Source organism: Oceanobacillus timonensis, assembly GCF_900166635.1.
Lineage (GTDB): Bacteria > Bacillota > Bacilli > Bacillales > Amphibacillaceae > Oceanobacillus > Oceanobacillus timonensis.
Map to the genome: position 1 here is coordinate 4,326,910 of NZ_LT800497.1, position 15,385 is coordinate 4,342,294.

The window sequence follows — 15,385 nt, forward strand, 5'->3', positions numbered from 1 at the left end:
AGTTGGATTATTGAAGTTCACGAATCGGGTCAAACCACTCATCTTCTACTGGCGCAAAACGTTCTTTGTCCGATTTAAAGAACAATGCCGACCCCTCCGAATCTTCCGGTACAAAAATCCCTTCATTATCGGCTACTTCATCTGAGGTTAATGCTTCTTGTAATTTCTCATAATCTTCTTCACCTAAGCTCTCCATATTTGCAGCAAATGGTGCATTAAGAACCGGCGTTACATCCATTAACGTGAACTCTTTTCCTGTTACGTTGTTAAATGGCTGTTCCGCATTTTCCTTTACTTTGTAGATGGAGCCAACTTCATTCTCTTCTCCTTCAGCTACCTCTACGTAGTTTTCTACGCAGGTATCACAAAAAGCTGCTACATCTGCATTTCCATCCAATAAATTCACTGCAGAACCCTGGTGAGAGTTTCCAAAAAGAACTTGTGAAAAAAGCGGTCCGCCCTCCATTAAATCTTCTTCTGTCAAATCTTTATACGAATCTTGCTCTGTAAAATGAGCAATAATTCCTGAAGATGGCACTTTGAATCCTGAAGTGGAGCTGTTAGACACAAATGAAAACCTCTTGTCCGCTATTGTATCTAAGGAATATTCGCCATCTTTTTTATAATTGTCCTGATCGTCTACATTTACTGCCAGCCAGCTATGATACACTGCGTCATCTAATGTTCCAGACGGACCAGTTGGAACAACGATTGGCTGGATCGCGTCGTTGCCATTCTTTGCTTCAATATAACCTTGAGCACCCATAAATGCTACATCTGCGTTATTATTCACTAACGTCTCAATTGCAATCGCATAATCTGTTGTTAAATGATGCTCTACTTCTTTTCCAGTAGCATCTTCAATTATTCTTCCAATCTCATCACGAGATGATTTCAAATCTTCCCCCGACTCATTGGGGTACCAGACAACATCAATGACATCATCTACTTCCGCTTGCCCTTCTCCTGCACCCGCACTACTTTCTGAACATCCTGCTGCGAATAGAACCAATAAAAGCAAAATACCTAATTTAGTTAACGTTTTCTTCATGGTAACGCTCCTTTTTATTGATAGATTAGTGATTAGAACGGATAATGAGATTTTCATCAGTTTACTTCTGTTAGTAAATAACCCCTCCTTATAATTATTTCCTCTGCTTTTCCTCTCTATTAAAACATGACTTAACTGAATATAGTTTATATTTACAATAGTTTCATAGAACATTTAGCAACTTTACAAATGCTTAACCTTTAATCGATTAACACTTGATTTAAAAAGGAAGGGCTCGTAATCGAACCGACCTCTATTTGCATTCCAAAATCACCATGATAATCTGTACCACCAGTCATGATTAAACCATATTTTTCAGCTAATTCCTCTACTTGTTTATGATCTTTCGCAGTATGATCAGGGTGATTCCGCTCAATACCTCCCAAACCAGCTTCCACAAGTTCCGAAATCATTTCATAGGAATGCAGCTGGCCTGGATGCGCAACAACAGCCACACCTCCATCAGCCACAATCGCTTCTACAGCAAGAAACGCATCCACATATTCAATATCCCCAGCAGCAGGCCCACCTCCCTTAAAAATGTTGTGATACAACGCTTGATACGACTTAGAATCGTATGCAGCCGATGTAATTTGCTGCATAACATGCTGCTTATAAATGGTTTCACTTGGGTGCGCAGCTTTGATCACTGCTTGCGGATCAATCTGATAGCCATGTTTATTAAGCTGGTCAATTTGCCAAAGTGTATGAGCCTGTCTCCTGTCTCGGACCGTTTTACAAAGGGATTCGGTGTGCTTCGCTTCAGGATAATAATTATAGCCAAGTACGTGTACTTTCCGATTTCGTTTCAAATCATAAGCCGATATTTCAATGCCTGGAATTACTTCAATACCGTAACTTTTTCCTAAAGCTTGTTTTTCAGCAAGACCAGCTACGCTATCATGATCAACAAAGCTGATTTGTTTCACCCCATGTTTCACCGCTTGTTCCAGTACTGTTTCCACATGGTCAGAACCATCCGAATAGGTGCTGTGCACATGGAGATCAGCTTTCATACATAACGCCTTCTTTCACAAGCCCGCCCTGACTAAATTGCATATCAAACACGTGGTCACATAATCCATCCATAAATTCTATATCGTGAAAAATACCGACCAGTGTAGTGCCGCTTGCTTTCAGCTTTTCAATCATTTCACGTACTTTCATTTTCGATTGCTGATCCAGACTTGCAGTCGGTTCATCAAGCAATAGCAGTCGTGGTTTTTTGACAGTCGCCATCGCAATATTTAACCGCAGTTTTTCTCCGCCCGAAAATGTATTTGGATAATGATCCCAAAGTTTTTGGTCCAGGTCAAAATGCGTTAACACCTTTTCCGCTTCTAATTTTGCAGTCTCTTCTGTTTCGCCCATTTCCAGTATTGCTTTCTCTACAAGCTCTTTAGATGTTGTTCGCGGCATTACATCCAAAAACTGCGATACATAGCCTATTTCATGCTTTCGTAAATAAAGAATTTCCCGTTCTGTTGCCTGGGTTAAGTCAATCAACCCATAGCGTGCCGAGTTGTAAATAATTTTCCCCGTATCTGGATAGTACGTACGATAAATGCTTTTTAAGATGGTTGATTTGCCGCTTCCGCTTTTGCCGACAATTCCAAGAAATCCGCCCTGCTCCAGTGAGAAATGAATATGCTCCACTGCTTGTCTCGTTTTGCCCAAATGATGAATTGTGAACCGTTTGCCAAAATCTTTCACTTGAAGCATCGCCATTGATGGAACCTCCTATTTTTTAGTTTATACGGTAATTTGTCGTTGTAATTAACGAACCATTTACCATCGCTTTCGTTAACATCGGGTAACCGTCATCCATTCGTTCAATAACAAGCATATCTGCTTTTTTACCAGATTTTATTGACCCTATTTCATGATCCATTCGCACAGCCTTTGCAGGGTTAAGAGTTACTTTCATAAACATGTCGTGCAAATCATTTCCATGCGTTTCACTTAAAGAAAAGATCGCGTGTAACAAAGCTGCAGGATAATAATCACTGCATAAAATATCAATACAATCTTCTGAAATGGCTTCAGCCGCTGACAAATTCCCTGAATGCGAGCCGCCAAGCAATACGTTAGGAGCGCCCGCTACTGTCTTCAATCCAAGCTCCTTTGCTTTCTTGGCAATTTTCATCGTAATTGGGAACTCGCTGATTGTCGTACCAAAGGATTGTACAAGATGAAGCTTATCGATATTGTCATCGTCATGTGATGCTACTGCTATCCCTTTGGATATAGCTAATTCAGCAACCTCCTGCATGCGTTCAATCGTGATACTCTCTACATTTTGTCTTTCTAAAATAATGGTTTGTACCGCCTCATCAGATAAATCGCGATAGCCTTGTAAGGTTTCCCGGTATACTTCTAAGTCACGATACTGTCCTTGACCAGGTGTATGATCCATAAATGAAAGGAGATGAACCTTATCTGCCTCGACATTGCGGATTAACTGATCTACCTCTAAGATATTATCGATTTCAAATCGGGCATGTAATCGATGACGAATCAAATGCAGTTCATGATGGGTATTGGCAATCGCATCTATCATCCGTTGTACATTTTCAGGTTTACGGATTGGCTTATGCCCAAATGCATCTTCCCGAAAAAAAGATAACGAGTGAAATATCGTTGTAATTCCGTGACCAATTAATATTTTCTCTGCTTCTCTCAAGCTGATATTAAAATCCATCATACTCGTTGGCCTCGGTGAAGCAACTGTTTCAATATAGTCTGAATGGATATCAATAAAGCCTGGCGAAATATATCCACCATTCGCATTAATTCTGTCAGCCTCGGGATAATTATCGATTTCCGTTTCTTGAATGATTGATTGAATGGTGCTCTTTTCCACAAGTACAGCATGGTCTTCAAGTATCGTTTCTTCTGTAATCACTTTTCCATTATGAATAACATACACAATAAGCGCCCCTCCTATAATAATGAATAAACTAAACGTTGCGTATAAGCTTGTTGCGGATCTTCTAAAATTTGATCCGTCAGGCCTTCTTCAATAACGGCTCCATTCAGCATGACCATCGTTCGATCGGCCAGCATGCGAATAACTGCGAGATCATGAGAAACTACAATCATACTAATGCCCCATTTGCGCTGAATTTCTTTTATTAAATCGAGTACATTCGCCTGGACAGACAAGTCTAACCCTGTCGTTACTTCATCTAAAAATAGTATCGGCGGATTATTCGACAACGCCTTCGCTATTTGCACCCGCTGCTGCATCCCGCCGGAAAAGTTTCGCGGTTCTTCTTTTGAACGAAACAGCGGGATTTGCACATGCTCAAGCAGCCTATTTCCCGTTGCTTCCATAGATGATACATTACGGTTTCCAGCTGCAATAAGCTTTTCCGCAATATTTCCGATAGAGGAAAAATTCATTTTCAGTCCATTTACCGGATTTTGATAAACCATTCCGTATTTGTGATTACGAATATATCTTTTTTTCTGTTGCGATAATTCCAAAACATTTTGATCCTTTAATTCCTCGTTATTTAGATAAACCTCCCCAGAGGTTACCGGTGCATCAAAATAAAGACACTGCATCATTGTGGATTTCCCGCTGCCACTCTCTCCAACAATTCCTAATATTTCTCCTGGAAACAAATCCAGGGATACATCCTGGCATGCATACACTGTTCCACATATCGGGCAGTAATTTTTCTCCAATTGCCTTTCTCTTTTATCAAAACAATGGATACAACCTTTTCCAAACTGTTTATTTAGATTTCGCACACGTAATATCGGTTCTTCATGCATGATGGTGTTTCACCTCCACTTGCTCCTCACTGTTTAATCGATCTATACAATAGCTCGTATCATTACATTGATAATATGTTTCACCCGTTTCCTCATCGACCAGTTCATCAAGAAAAACATCTTTGGCTCCACATAAATGACACGCATGGCCAGCAAATGATTCCACGCTGAACGGATAGTCCTCAAAGGCAAGGGATGCCACTTCCGTATACGGCGGCACAGCATAGATTTTCTTCTCCCGGCCTGCACCAAGTAATGTCAGGGCTTTGGACGCATGCAATTTAGGATTGTCGAATCTTGGAATGGGACTTGGCGCCATCACATAGCGGCCATTTACATATACCGGATGATCTGCACCTGTCGCTGTCTTCCCATACTTCATAATCTGCTCAAACAGCAAAAGCCAAGCACCGCTGTATTCTTCTTCCGCATGCAGCCGTTTCGTTGCATACTCGCTAGCTTCTACCTTACGTAATGGTTCAGGTGTCGGGACCTGTAATACCAAAATTTGCTCTTCTGAAAGCTGTGCTTCCGGAATGCGGTGCCTCGATTGAATGATGGAGGCCGCTTCTGTATGATTTGTTAACTCAACATTTGTTGTTTGCTGTACGAGTTTCTTAATACTGACAGCATTGACCGATTCATCTGCACCTTGGTCAATTACTTTTAATGTATCTTCTTTACCAATTAAAGATAAGGTAAGCTGCAATCCTCCTGTGCCCCAGCCTCTTGCAATCGGCATTTCTCTAGAGGCAAATGGGACTTGATAGCCCGGAATAGCCACTGCTTTTAATGTTGTTCGGCGAATTTCTTTTTTTGACCCTTCATCAAAAAAAGCAAAATGTGTTGTATGCTTCATTGCGCTCCCCCTTTCTTTTTAACCTCACGTATACTTCCCAGCTTCGATTGGAAGGTAACATAATGCGGGAGTTTCAGATGCGATATAAATCCTGTTGCTTCCACCGAATCGATATGCAATAGAACAAACTCTTCATCATGCGTAGGAAAGCTGGCTTCCGGATGCTCTAAACACTGATCTAAAATGCTCATTGCTATTGCTTTTGTTTCATTTTGTCCATAGCATATGCCATAGCCAATCTCAAAATCTAATTCTTCTTCATTTTGCTCGTTTTTAATAGAGACAGGTACAAACGATTCTACTTCAGAAACCTTGATCTCTCCGATATAGTAACTATCTTCGGCTGTCTGTTCAGGCTCATTGGGATGCTCTACATAGATTGGCAGCTTTCCGACACGAACCTCCCCAACAGTTGGATGAACCTGACCGTAACCCCGTAAAGAAGCATAACCAAGTGCTGTTACTGCACCTGTTTGTCCACGCGTCAGCGTTTGTAATCTGGCACTTCGGGAAGCTGGAAAAGAAAGGTTTTCTTTTGTAATATCGGTTGGCATGGTGTTATCTAATTCATATGTTCCAAACAGCCCTTCCTCACGTAAATAATCTACTACCTTTGGAAAATATGAAATTTCACCATCTTCTTTTACTTCTTGCTTTATTTTTTCCATATACTGTTTCATCCATTGATCATTCTTCAGCCGCGTTTCCGCTGCTAATGAAAAATCAAGTAAACGGTGGGTATAATCTGTGGTAGCCCCCAATATTTGACCACCAGGAATATCTTTGAAGCTTGCTGATATTCGTCGTTCTACCAGCATCGAGTCAGACTCTATGATATTGCTATAATATAATCTTGGTAATGTAGAGCGATGGGATCGCATAATAAACACCGCTTCTTCCATACTTCCTTCCGCTTGTTTAATAGCTAATGCCGCAAGAAATGGCGAATATAAGCTGCTTTCTGACATTACTTGATCTACCATTGCCCGCATTGTTGCGATAATCGTGTTTACTTCTATTATTTCTCTCTCTTTTAAACGATCATATGTTAACCGATTGATAGATGCTTCAATTGCCATCGTTCCGCCTTTGACAGCTACATATCCCAATCATCTCACCTCCTGCTCAGAAACATTGGTTGTTCGGGGTATACAAGTAATTTGCCATTTTTCATCCGTAAGCATCAGATCAATGCCGAGTGGATATTCTTGTACTGTCTCACTTCTAGTTTGCCAAATACTTGGTTTAAAACTGGTAAATAAATCCTTTTGTTTTTTAATCCCTGGCCCAGTTAATTTCAATTGATTCTGATTCGAAAGAGGCGCGCTGCTTTCCATTATCCAGGTAGAAGAATGCTGCGGGTTAATCAAGTCTCCTGTTTTTGCAGCTCTCATTCCTTCTACAATGGAAGCATCTGGAGCATCTTTCAATACAATAATAAAATCTGCTTCTTCTACAGGTGCATGCTTTGCTAATGTATAAGCTGCAATCTTATCTTTGACTACCTGGCTGTTCTCTGAAATAACATGAAACGATACTTCTCCATCCAGCAAAGTCATCGTAATCAATAAGGTCGTATCATAGCACGCTATTTCATAATCCATCCGCTCTTTATATGCTTCTAAATTAGTCACCTTTCCCGGTCTAGCCATACTGTCCAATATACTCCGATACACCTTTTGTAAATCATGAACTTGGTCGATAGGCATACAATCTCTCCTGTTTTTTTATTTTAAACTGCGGTTTACAGTCATCTTTCATCTAAACATCCATTGTTTCAAAGCTTACTTTTGTTTCCATTAATTCTGCCTGTTGTTTTGCTTTTTTACGTTTTATATCTGCTTCAGCCGCTACTAAAGCATCCTTCCAAGACAATGTTTCCGGTAAGCTCGCGTTATAGGCAGCATCAATAATAGCTAAGTTCAATGCCAAATCATCATGCATTCCTTGTATTATCCCTATACCGATTTGCTCATTTAGCTCTACCTTTGCTTCTGTAACAAGAACTTCACCAATATAGAATAAAGATTTTTTTGCGCTTTCTCGCATTTTTACCATCGTTAATCCATATTGTGGAGCAACAATCTCCTTGTAGCTGTATGTCTGTTTTATTTGATTTGCCAGGCTCTCTGCAAAATCAGTGTCTGATTGGATAAGAATCTCAGTCCTTCTCTTTCTTTTCATTCATACATCCTCCTTTACAAGTTCATACTAACTTGTTGCCAAGTTGCTGTGTTTTAAGATAACGTAAAGTATTTGTAAACAGCACTTTATATTTATTGCTTAAGAAGAGACACCTTACTCTGCAAAGCATAAACAGATATTTAGACGTGACAAAAGTAAAAGAATCACAGCGAGATGCGGTAATCGATTTATCATTTTTTAACCATAAAAAAACGGTGAGATCTCAATATAGACCTCACCGACTTTCATCTGTTGTAATATCATATTTAAATTTATCACTGCGATAAATAATTTTCGTGTATTCCAGCACCTTCTCCGTTTTGACATCGATACAACCCGTCTCAAGCACGATAAGGGGAACCATACTGCCGCACGACAACAGTTCTTGTTCATAAGAAGTGGGAAATGTAATACTTAATAATGATTGTTTACTCTTAAATTCCTCATATCCTAATTGACGGTAATAAGCAAACATAGACAATATTTGCGGCCCATTTTGAGCTATATCCGGAAATAGTGCTTGGTTTACAAACGACTGATGAATCGCTATTGGTTCATCGTCAATTAATCGCAGCCGGCCAATTTTATAAACCTCTGCTTCCAAATCTGCCTGTAATGCATCATAGACTGTGCTATCATAATTAATTTTTGTACAGTACATGTTTTTTGTCGTCAAATGATAACCGGCTTGCTTCATCTTATCCGTGAAACTGGTGCTTCCTGTTAAATGCAATTGAATTGGTTTGGACGTTTCTTTTAAAAAGCGGCCTTTCCCCTGTACAGAATAAATATACCCGCGTGCTTCCAATGTAGTTAAAGCATTTCTTGCTGTGATACGCGGTACATTATACTTTTCTGCGAGTTTATTTTCAGAAGGGAGCTTTTCACCAGGGTGCATCGTTTTCGCTATAATCTTTTCCATTATGTCGTCAATAATTCTTGTTTCTTTATCTATAGCCATCCATATCCCCTTGCCAAGCTGCTTTGTTTTTTCTTTAATTCGTATTTGGCCATTTCCATACTGCCATCAAAACAAAAAAGACCATCATCAAATTCAAAGTGCATGTTATTTCCTCCTTTTCCGTTCCATTTTATACGAAACAGCTGATAAAATGAAGCAACGTTCAGGAAAAAATAAGTTGTTTTCAAATAAGTCAGTTAATTCAAGTATAATAGAACATCTAATTACCATGGGTTCCTACACTTCTTTTCTATACTTCAGCGTGATTCCCCATCGCAATAGACAATCTATTCCACGTATTGATTTGAATAATGACCATTGCAAGCTCCACATATTCCTTTTCATCAAAATATTCCCTTACCTTCTCATACAACGCATCACTGACTCCATTTTCTGAAACTAGCGTCATATTCTCTGCCAGTTCAAATGCAGCCCGATCCATCTCCGTAAATATTTCTTCCGTTTTCCAATGCTTCAGTGCATCTATCTGTTTGTCGGATACGTTTAGCTTTTTCGCTGCTTTGGTATGCATATTCAGACAATAAGAGCACCCATTAATCTGTGAAACTCTAATCTTAATAAGCTCTTTCAGCTTCCTGTCAATCGAAGTTTTCCGTACATATTTTTCAGATTCCATAATGGGTGTCATTGCGTTTGGAGCAACTTTAAAATAGTTTATTCGATTATCCATTTTCATCATTCCTGCCGCCTTCACAATCCCTTTGTTGACCAGTTTTGCCATATCCATTCTCCTTTTTGTAAATGTTTTAAAATCCACGTACCTTCTTATTTCCCATCAAATAAGTGCAACATTTATTGCATTGATAAGGGTATCGTATACTAGCAGTAATAAAGAATCAATACAATTTAAATAAGTCCTACAAACCCCTATTATATGTAGGATGTATACAGAGGAGTGGAACAAGATGTCTGATACAAGCAATAATCCTTCTGCCATCAGGTCTCAAGAATGTTTGACAGACGCGCTTTTATACCTTTTGGAAGAAAAATCCTTCCAAAAAATCACCATTAAAGAGATTGCTGAACAAGCCGTTTTAGACCGAAGTACCTTCTACCGGCATTTTGATTCAAAAAATGCTGTTCTGGAACGATACCTCCATCAGCTGGCACAAGAATACCTGCGAAGGCTGGATGTAGGAGAAAATATGGACATGGGGAAAGTGGCAAGCATTTTCATCACTTTTTGGATGGAAAATATAGACTTTATTCGTATCATTCGAAAAAATGATTTGGATAGTTTACTATTAAAGGCTTTTAATAAACACCTGCCTTCTATCCACAGACTCACTGAAAACAAATTTGCCTATGCCATCAGTGAAGAAAATATGGAATTTGCTTTAGCTTTCAATGCAGGGGGAATGCGGAATATCCTGATGAAATAGGCAGATAGTGATTTTCAACATACGTATGACGATTTGATAAAAGCTTTTGAGGAAATAACCCGGTTTAACTATGTCAGGCGGGATATGGCAACAAAAGAAAAGTGAGCCAAACTTTTTAGGTAGGCTCACTTTTTTGCTACAGCTTGCGACTTACCTATTTTTCTTTTTTTACTCGTCTGCCAGCTTTTTAATCTCTTCTTTGCTTAATTTTGTGATCTCTGCGATTTGGTTGACCGGCATTCCTATTGCCAGCAATTCTAAAGCTATTTCTTGTTTTCCTTCCTGCTTTCCTTTCTCCAATCCTCTCTCAAAATAAGAATTCGGCAGCTTCAATACCACTTCTTTTTCCTCCTCCGGTAAGTTTTCCATTTGCTCCATCATTTCGGATTCCTCCTCTTTGTTTAGTTTTAGATAAGTCTCGAAATAGCCATATAGAAACTCCATTTGCGCCGGGTTGATTTGCATCCGGGTGATCATGCGCAGAAACTCCAGCTTTACCTGAACCCGCTCATGCTCTTCATAGCCCATTTGACTAAGCAATGCTGCGGCAGCCGGGTTGTCTGATTGAATATATGCTCTCCAGTCTTTCTTGATTAAGTGTAATTGTAAAAAGTTAAATTGAAGTACGTCTTGGGTGGGGGTATCGATTCTGAATTGCGTCGGTTCTTCTTTCTCCCTATTATAACTCAAAACAGCGATGGGTTGAATGGGTTTGCGGTGTTTGGCATAGAGGTAACTAAAATAAAGAAACATTCTTTCGGGAAAATTTGCTTCATGCGTTGATTGGGCTTCGGTATGAATATGCAGGATTTTGTCTTCGTGATTCAGCTTTACTGCTGCGAGAACGTCAATTTCTTTCTTGCGGCCATTGATGTAGTCCAAGTATACTTCTTGTTCGAGGAAGGTGACCTTGGAGAAATCAATGTAGGGATAGAGATTGGGGAAAAATGCTTCGATAAACTCTTCAAAAAACTCTTGTATCAGCTTTTTCGTCAACCGATCATGCTTCATGTAGTCTGCTTCTTTTTCTAGAATTAATGGTGCTGTAAACAATAGAACACTTCCTTTCTTTAAATTATCTTTATTTTACCAATACTTCTACAGAAAAGCTACTACAATATAATAAATCATACAGTTGTTGACGGCAAGCGAATGCATTTTTCGGGGTCGGCCGTGGGTCTTTTTGGACATTGGATTAAATGGTGGTTTTTTACTATTATCACGTTAGGTATCTACGGATTCTGGGTGTTTATTAAACTGGAGGATTGGAAAGTGCGCCATACTAATTTTATTAATTGATTTTTATACAATAAATCCTCAAAATTTTCCTGATTCCATTTCAACTACTCTTTCTCAATTAGAAACTCCTCTCATTACAAATTTGTAATGTAGAGGAGTTTTGTTGAAGCTGTAAAGAACACTTTTTCACTTCTACCTTCAAGCTCTAGTTTACGTCCTTTTCATCTAATTTCTTTTCAATGGCAGCAATTTTACTGTCAAAAGTACTTTTATAGTAAGCACTGTTTACTTTGTACTCCAGGTTTTCGATATATTGCTCCATCTCTCTAAACTTGGAGAAGGGTTTTTCTGGTGATTCATCCACGACCTGATTGATTTGGTGATTTGCTTTGGCAATATTTTCACGTCCCATCAGCTCCATACGACGCAGGTGCATATCCTTCAGGCGATGCTTCATTTCTTCGTATTTCTGCTCCAGATTTTCAAGCTGGGTAATGGCTTCCTCTCTGGATGCTTTCATGCGTTCAGCACGATTTTGATACTCTTCTTGCTCTTTTAAAGCAAATTCATGCATTTCTTCTTCCTGAGCGCGTTCTGCGATTTGTGCTTGTTTCTGACGCTTATCTGCAAGGTCTTGGGCTTTCATATACTCCCGTGCAAATTCTTCTTTTAATTTATATTGACGGTCAATCAATTTTCTCACTTTTTCTTTTTCCTGTTCACTTTGACGTAAATAATGATTTAACGCCGCAATCGGATTTTTTTGTTCCTTTTTATCCATCATGGTGTGTAAATCTGCTGAAATGGAATCCTTCATTCGCGTAAAAATATTTGTTGACATAATCAATCTCTCCTTTGAATGTTATTCATTTTATTTATTTAACTCTGCCCACTGTTTTTCAAAATTTGTAAACGGATCATCATCTTCCTTTATTTCGTGGACAACAGAGCCTTCCGGTGTATTCCAGTTTTTATAAATGAGGTAAAGCGCATAAGCTGCCGCAACACCTAAAACGGCGTAAAGGTTTGAGAATGCGATGCTTACTACAATTAATCCTAGAATCGCCCACCCTATTTTGGCAGCTACAGAATCTGTTTTGATAAATTTTTTGAAGCATACATATAGTAAACCTGCGCTTAATGCCAGTAATACCATTGGACCTAAATTTACGAGAAGGACAAATACTGCAATAAGTCCTCCGATAAACAACATGAATTTTTTCATTTTGTTTTTCCCCTTTCGTTATCGTATCTTTATCTTATCGGTTCCAGCATTTTTTCGTAATGAGCTTAAGAAATATCTTTGTCTACGCCTTCCGGTCTATTTGCTTTTAATCCTTTGTAAAAGATTGGTTATAAAAGCAATAAAACAAAAGAAAAAAGAGCAGCTGCTTACTTTAAGTTCGACAATTCATGTTTAGTTATCTCATCAGTAAATTTGTTTATTTCTTCATAAAAACACCTCAACTATCTTTTTATATAAGATAGTTGACAATTACCTTACATTCAACTATAGTATAATATAAGATAGTTGAGGAGGTACGACATGTCAGTATCTGGTCAGATGATGAAGGGATTATTAGACGGCGCCATATTAGGTTTGATTTCACAAGGGGAAACGTATGGGTATGAAATTCTTGAGAAATTAAAAGAACAAGACTTCCCAGAGATCAGCGATGGAAGTATCTACCCTGTCCTTCTTCGTTTAAGCAAAAAAGGGTACGTTCAAACCGAATTAAAAAAATCCGATACAGGTGGCCCAAAACGAAAATACTACACAATCACTGTAAAAGGATTAGAAGAACTAGCTATTTTCCGTAATAAATGGACTTATTTGAATAAAGGGATGAACAATTTGATGAGGAGTGTGGAAGATGCTAAGTAAAGAAGCAGAGAAGTTCTTATTGAATTTGCGTCTGGAATTAATCACGCGTGGTAAAAGTGAAAAAGACATCCAGGAAATTGAAGAAGAGCTGAGGGATCATTTAATGGAAGCAGAAGCAAATGGAAAAAGTATTAAAAGCATCACAGGGGGATCGGTAAAAGATTATATCCATTCCATTTCACAAGAATTGCCTCGGGAAAAAGGATTGATCAAAAATAGTATTTTATTTATTATCTATATGCTCGGCGTATTTACGATTCCTAACTTAATTAGCGGTGACTTCCAATTAAATACAAGCGTCATTCTTTATAATCTCGGCATTTTATTAATAGGCATATTGGGCACCTTATTCATTGTTAAAAAGACAGCTCGTAAGTATGGCGACAGCAAAAAAACCTATATAATTGTAGGAATTTTTTCCGTATTCTTCTTTCTTGCAATGGTCGGCGGTCAATTTATCATTCGCAATTACCCGGGGGTTATCCTTGCAGACAGTAACCCTTCTGTGAACCTTATTGTCGGAGCTATTCTTTTAGGTATTTTCATCATTGGTGCGCTTATCGTAAAACAGTGGTTTTTCGCAATCCTTATTTTCTTATTATGTTCCCCTCAAATCATTGCTAAAATCGCAACTGGCGGCAGCGGGCCGGAAAGTGAGTCCTATGTAATTATCTCCGGCGTCATGCTTTTGGTGGTCTCCATTACGGTAATAGGAATTTTAACGTACACATCGAAAAAAGAGGATAATAAGACTTCTCATTAACAAAGTTTCAAGACAAGAAGGCAGCCTGTCATTTCCATTATTAAATAGAGAAGTTGCTGCCTTCATTATACCAATATTTCTTTTATTCTTTTTCCTTCTGGTATGTTAAAATGTTACAGAACAAATATAGCTTTCTTCCCTTTAGGAATGTATCTTCAGTGTTTTCGTCATGATATAATCTGTCTGCTCATCGTCTCCCATAAAAAAGGAATGTGATCCAGTCCGCACGAAACCATTCTTCTCGTAAAAAAGAAGTGCCTGTTCATTATATTCCCATACGCCCAGCCATATTTTTTCCTTCTTTTTGTCCTTGGCTATTTCAATTGCTTTGTCCATCAGATATTTCCCTAATCCTTTTCGCTGGAAACCGCTTCGAATATAGATACGCTCTATTTCCAGAGCATCCTCTCCAACTTCTTCGGATTGTGCCTTATCTGTATTCACTTTCATATACCCGGCCAGCTGGTCATTATAATAAACGAAAAAGAACGTTGCATTCTTTTGCACCATTTCTTGTTGAAGTTTATCCAATGTATATGCATTTTCCAAATAAGCTTGCATATTTTCCGGTGTATTCTGTTCTTGAAATGTTTCCGTAAACGTTTCGACGCTGATTTCTTGAAGCGCCTGTAAGTCATCTTGATTGCAAGTTTTTATGTTCATTGTCATATTCCTGCCTTCCTTTTCACCCAGGTTAATACTCCCGCTTATTTCCCTTCTTCACAAATTCCCAGTCTACTTCTATATTTTTTCGAACCTTCTCGAGTAAATAGACAAGGGAATCCGCTTCTGTTTCCGTCAGTCCTTTTAAAGCAACCTGATTGGAGTAATCATTTTCCTTTTTAATCATCGGATAAATGCTTTTTCCCTTTTCTGTTGGCATCAGCTTTTTTATCTTTCTATTATTGGCATCTGCTTTCTTTTCAATAAAACCATTGGTCTCCAGATTTTTGACAGCACGGGCCGCTGTTGTCCGGTCTACCTTAATCATTTCAGCCAGCTTTTCTTGAATAATGCCCGGATTTTCACAAATACGGACCAGATATAAATATTGGCCCTTCGTAAGGTTATAGTCTTTAAATTCGATATTGCTGATGGAATCAAGTGCTCTCGCAATCATACCAATTTCCCGCAGAATTTCCGCCATATTTTCGCCTCCAGCATGTTTTCTCTATAAGAAATTTTACTTTATTTTTGTTGTATTTACAACAAAAACTTTAAAAATCATCCATTCCCTATCTCTCATCATTATCAGTG

The 15,385-nt window shown here is 38.7% G+C and carries 19 protein-coding genes and 1 pseudogene; 4 read left to right on the top strand and 16 right to left on the bottom strand.

The window, feature by feature from the left end; translation table 11 throughout:
• Window positions 1-7 precede the first annotated feature (7 nt).
• From B7E05_RS21240 to B7E05_RS21290, 11 genes are all read right to left on the bottom strand, one after another.
• A complete protein-coding gene (locus B7E05_RS21240; RefSeq protein WP_080876063.1) occupies window positions 8-1,051 on the bottom strand; it encodes a PhnD/SsuA/transferrin family substrate-binding protein in 1,044 nt (347 codons plus the stop codon).
• Window positions 1,052-1,251: 200 nt separating this feature from the next.
• Window positions 1,252-2,067, bottom strand: a complete 816-nt coding sequence (locus B7E05_RS21245) for a PHP domain-containing protein (protein ID WP_080876064.1) — start codon at window positions 2,065-2,067, stop codon at window positions 1,252-1,254.
• Window positions 2,057-2,779 carry a phosphonate C-P lyase system protein PhnL gene (gene phnL / locus B7E05_RS21250; protein ID WP_080876065.1) on the bottom strand — a complete coding sequence of 241 codons (723 nt, stop codon included), beginning with the start codon at window positions 2,777-2,779 and terminating at the stop codon, window positions 2,057-2,059. Before phnL ends, B7E05_RS21245 begins: the two co-directional genes overlap by 11 nt.
• A 19-nt stretch (window positions 2,780-2,798) precedes the next feature.
• Window positions 2,799-3,980 (bottom strand): phosphonate metabolism protein PhnM, encoded by a 1,182-nt coding sequence (gene phnM / locus B7E05_RS21255; RefSeq protein WP_080876066.1) that lies wholly within the window; start codon window positions 3,978-3,980, stop codon window positions 2,799-2,801.
• A gap of 14 nt (window positions 3,981-3,994) precedes the next feature.
• Window positions 3,995-4,834: an ATP-binding cassette domain-containing protein gene (locus tag B7E05_RS21260; protein ID WP_080876067.1), complete on the bottom strand. Its 840-nt coding sequence runs from the start codon at window positions 4,832-4,834 to the stop codon at window positions 3,995-3,997.
• The gene (locus B7E05_RS21265) at window positions 4,827-5,693 is read right to left on the bottom strand and encodes an alpha-D-ribose 1-methylphosphonate 5-phosphate C-P-lyase PhnJ (RefSeq protein WP_080876068.1); all 867 of its coding nucleotides are present in this window, start codon (window positions 5,691-5,693) and stop codon (window positions 4,827-4,829) included. Before B7E05_RS21265 ends, B7E05_RS21260 begins: the two co-directional genes overlap by 8 nt.
• A complete protein-coding gene (locus tag B7E05_RS21270; RefSeq protein WP_080876069.1) occupies window positions 5,690-6,802 on the bottom strand; it encodes a carbon-phosphorus lyase complex subunit PhnI in 1,113 nt (370 codons plus the stop codon). Before B7E05_RS21270 ends, B7E05_RS21265 begins: the two co-directional genes overlap by 4 nt.
• Window positions 6,803-7,402, bottom strand: coding sequence for a phosphonate C-P lyase system protein PhnH (gene phnH / locus B7E05_RS21275; protein ID WP_042530925.1), 600 nt, complete (start codon window positions 7,400-7,402; stop codon window positions 6,803-6,805). It lies immediately after the preceding gene.
• Between the two features lie 52 nt (window positions 7,403-7,454).
• Window positions 7,455-7,877: a phosphonate C-P lyase system protein PhnG gene (phnG, locus tag B7E05_RS21280; protein ID WP_080876070.1), complete on the bottom strand. Its 423-nt coding sequence runs from the start codon at window positions 7,875-7,877 to the stop codon at window positions 7,455-7,457.
• A gap of 235 nt (window positions 7,878-8,112) precedes the next feature.
• On the bottom strand, window positions 8,113-8,838 hold the full coding sequence (locus B7E05_RS21285; RefSeq protein ID WP_080876071.1) for a GntR family transcriptional regulator: 726 nt from the start codon (window positions 8,836-8,838) through the stop codon (window positions 8,113-8,115).
• Window positions 8,839-9,088: 250 nt separating this feature from the next.
• Window positions 9,089-9,529: a carboxymuconolactone decarboxylase family protein gene (locus B7E05_RS21290; protein WP_080876398.1), complete on the bottom strand. Its 441-nt coding sequence runs from the start codon at window positions 9,527-9,529 to the stop codon at window positions 9,089-9,091.
• A 235-nt stretch (window positions 9,530-9,764) separates the two neighbouring features.
• Here B7E05_RS21290 and B7E05_RS21295 point away from each other — a divergent pair, with 235 nt between their 5' ends.
• Entirely contained in the window at window positions 9,765-10,241 is a 477-nt protein-coding gene (locus tag B7E05_RS21295) for a TetR/AcrR family transcriptional regulator (protein ID WP_179134608.1), read from the top strand.
• Between the two features lie 168 nt (window positions 10,242-10,409).
• On the opposite strand, the gene B7E05_RS21300 is transcribed toward B7E05_RS21295, so the two are convergent.
• The gene (locus tag B7E05_RS21300) at window positions 10,410-11,294 is read right to left on the bottom strand and encodes an RpnC/YadD family protein (protein WP_245833211.1); all 885 of its coding nucleotides are present in this window, start codon (window positions 11,292-11,294) and stop codon (window positions 10,410-10,412) included.
• Between the two features lie 69 nt (window positions 11,295-11,363).
• On the opposite strand from B7E05_RS21300, the pseudogene B7E05_RS21305 reads away from it, so the two are divergent.
• Window positions 11,364-11,540: pseudogene (locus tag B7E05_RS21305) on the top strand (hypothetical protein); the annotation flags it as partial.
• 145 nt (window positions 11,541-11,685) lie between these two features.
• Here B7E05_RS21305 and B7E05_RS21310 read toward each other — a convergent pair.
• Both B7E05_RS21310 and B7E05_RS21315 read right to left on the bottom strand, forming a co-directional pair.
• Window positions 11,686-12,321: a PspA/IM30 family protein gene (locus tag B7E05_RS21310; protein ID WP_080876074.1), complete on the bottom strand. Its 636-nt coding sequence runs from the start codon at window positions 12,319-12,321 to the stop codon at window positions 11,686-11,688.
• A gap of 30 nt (window positions 12,322-12,351) precedes the next feature.
• Complete coding sequence (locus B7E05_RS21315; RefSeq protein ID WP_080876075.1) at window positions 12,352-12,705, bottom strand: lmo0954 family membrane protein; 354 nt, start codon at window positions 12,703-12,705, stop codon at window positions 12,352-12,354.
• A gap of 321 nt (window positions 12,706-13,026) precedes the next feature.
• Here B7E05_RS21315 and B7E05_RS21320 point away from each other — a divergent pair, with 321 nt between their 5' ends.
• Entirely contained in the window at window positions 13,027-13,365 is a 339-nt protein-coding gene (locus B7E05_RS21320; protein WP_080876076.1) for a PadR family transcriptional regulator, read from the top strand.
• Window positions 13,355-14,128: a DUF1129 family protein gene (locus B7E05_RS21325; RefSeq protein ID WP_080876077.1), complete on the top strand. Its 774-nt coding sequence runs from the start codon at window positions 13,355-13,357 to the stop codon at window positions 14,126-14,128. The genes B7E05_RS21320 and B7E05_RS21325 overlap by 11 nt, the downstream gene beginning before the upstream one ends.
• Window positions 14,129-14,269: 141 nt before the next feature.
• On the opposite strand, the gene paiA is transcribed toward B7E05_RS21325, so the two are convergent.
• Both paiA and B7E05_RS21335 read right to left on the bottom strand, forming a co-directional pair.
• Entirely contained in the window at window positions 14,270-14,797 is a 528-nt protein-coding gene (paiA, locus tag B7E05_RS21330) for a spermidine/spermine N(1)-acetyltransferase (protein ID WP_080876078.1), read from the bottom strand.
• Between the two features lie 25 nt (window positions 14,798-14,822).
• Window positions 14,823-15,275 (bottom strand): MarR family winged helix-turn-helix transcriptional regulator, encoded by a 453-nt coding sequence (locus B7E05_RS21335; RefSeq protein WP_080876079.1) that lies wholly within the window; start codon window positions 15,273-15,275, stop codon window positions 14,823-14,825.
• Between the last annotated feature and the right edge of the window lie 110 nt (window positions 15,276-15,385).

Coding starts and splice junctions, on each gene's coding strand:
- B7E05_RS21295 (WP_179134608.1), top strand. CDS start 9,765: ATGTCTGATACAAGCAATAATCCTTCTGCCATCAGGTCTCAAGAATGT.
- B7E05_RS21310 (WP_080876074.1), bottom strand. CDS start 12,321: ATGTCAACAAATATTTTTACGCGAATGAAGGATTCCATTTCAGCAGAT.
- B7E05_RS21325 (WP_080876077.1), top strand. CDS start 13,355: ATGCTAAGTAAAGAAGCAGAGAAGTTCTTATTGAATTTGCGTCTGGAA.
- B7E05_RS21260 (WP_080876067.1), bottom strand. CDS start 4,834: ATGCATGAAGAACCGATATTACGTGTGCGAAATCTAAATAAACAGTTT.
- phnL (WP_080876065.1), bottom strand. CDS start 2,779: ATGGCGATGCTTCAAGTGAAAGATTTTGGCAAACGGTTCACAATTCAT.
- B7E05_RS21265 (WP_080876068.1), bottom strand. CDS start 5,693: ATGAAGCATACAACACATTTTGCTTTTTTTGATGAAGGGTCAAAAAAA.
- B7E05_RS21290 (WP_080876398.1), bottom strand. CDS start 9,529: ATGGATAATCGAATAAACTATTTTAAAGTTGCTCCAAACGCAATGACA.
- phnG (WP_080876070.1), bottom strand. CDS start 7,877: ATGAAAAGAAAGAGAAGGACTGAGATTCTTATCCAATCAGACACTGAT.
- B7E05_RS21285 (WP_080876071.1), bottom strand. CDS start 8,838: ATGGCTATAGATAAAGAAACAAGAATTATTGACGACATAATGGAAAAG.
- B7E05_RS21240 (WP_080876063.1), bottom strand. CDS start 1,051: ATGAAGAAAACGTTAACTAAATTAGGTATTTTGCTTTTATTGGTTCTA.
- phnH (WP_042530925.1), bottom strand. CDS start 7,402: ATGCCTATCGACCAAGTTCATGATTTACAAAAGGTGTATCGGAGTATA.
- B7E05_RS21245 (WP_080876064.1), bottom strand. CDS start 2,067: ATGAAAGCTGATCTCCATGTGCACAGCACCTATTCGGATGGTTCTGAC.
- paiA (WP_080876078.1), bottom strand. CDS start 14,797: ATGACAATGAACATAAAAACTTGCAATCAAGATGACTTACAGGCGCTT.
- B7E05_RS21335 (WP_080876079.1), bottom strand. CDS start 15,275: ATGGCGGAAATTCTGCGGGAAATTGGTATGATTGCGAGAGCACTTGAT.
- B7E05_RS21315 (WP_080876075.1), bottom strand. CDS start 12,705: ATGAAAAAATTCATGTTGTTTATCGGAGGACTTATTGCAGTATTTGTC.
- B7E05_RS21320 (WP_080876076.1), top strand. CDS start 13,027: ATGTCAGTATCTGGTCAGATGATGAAGGGATTATTAGACGGCGCCATA.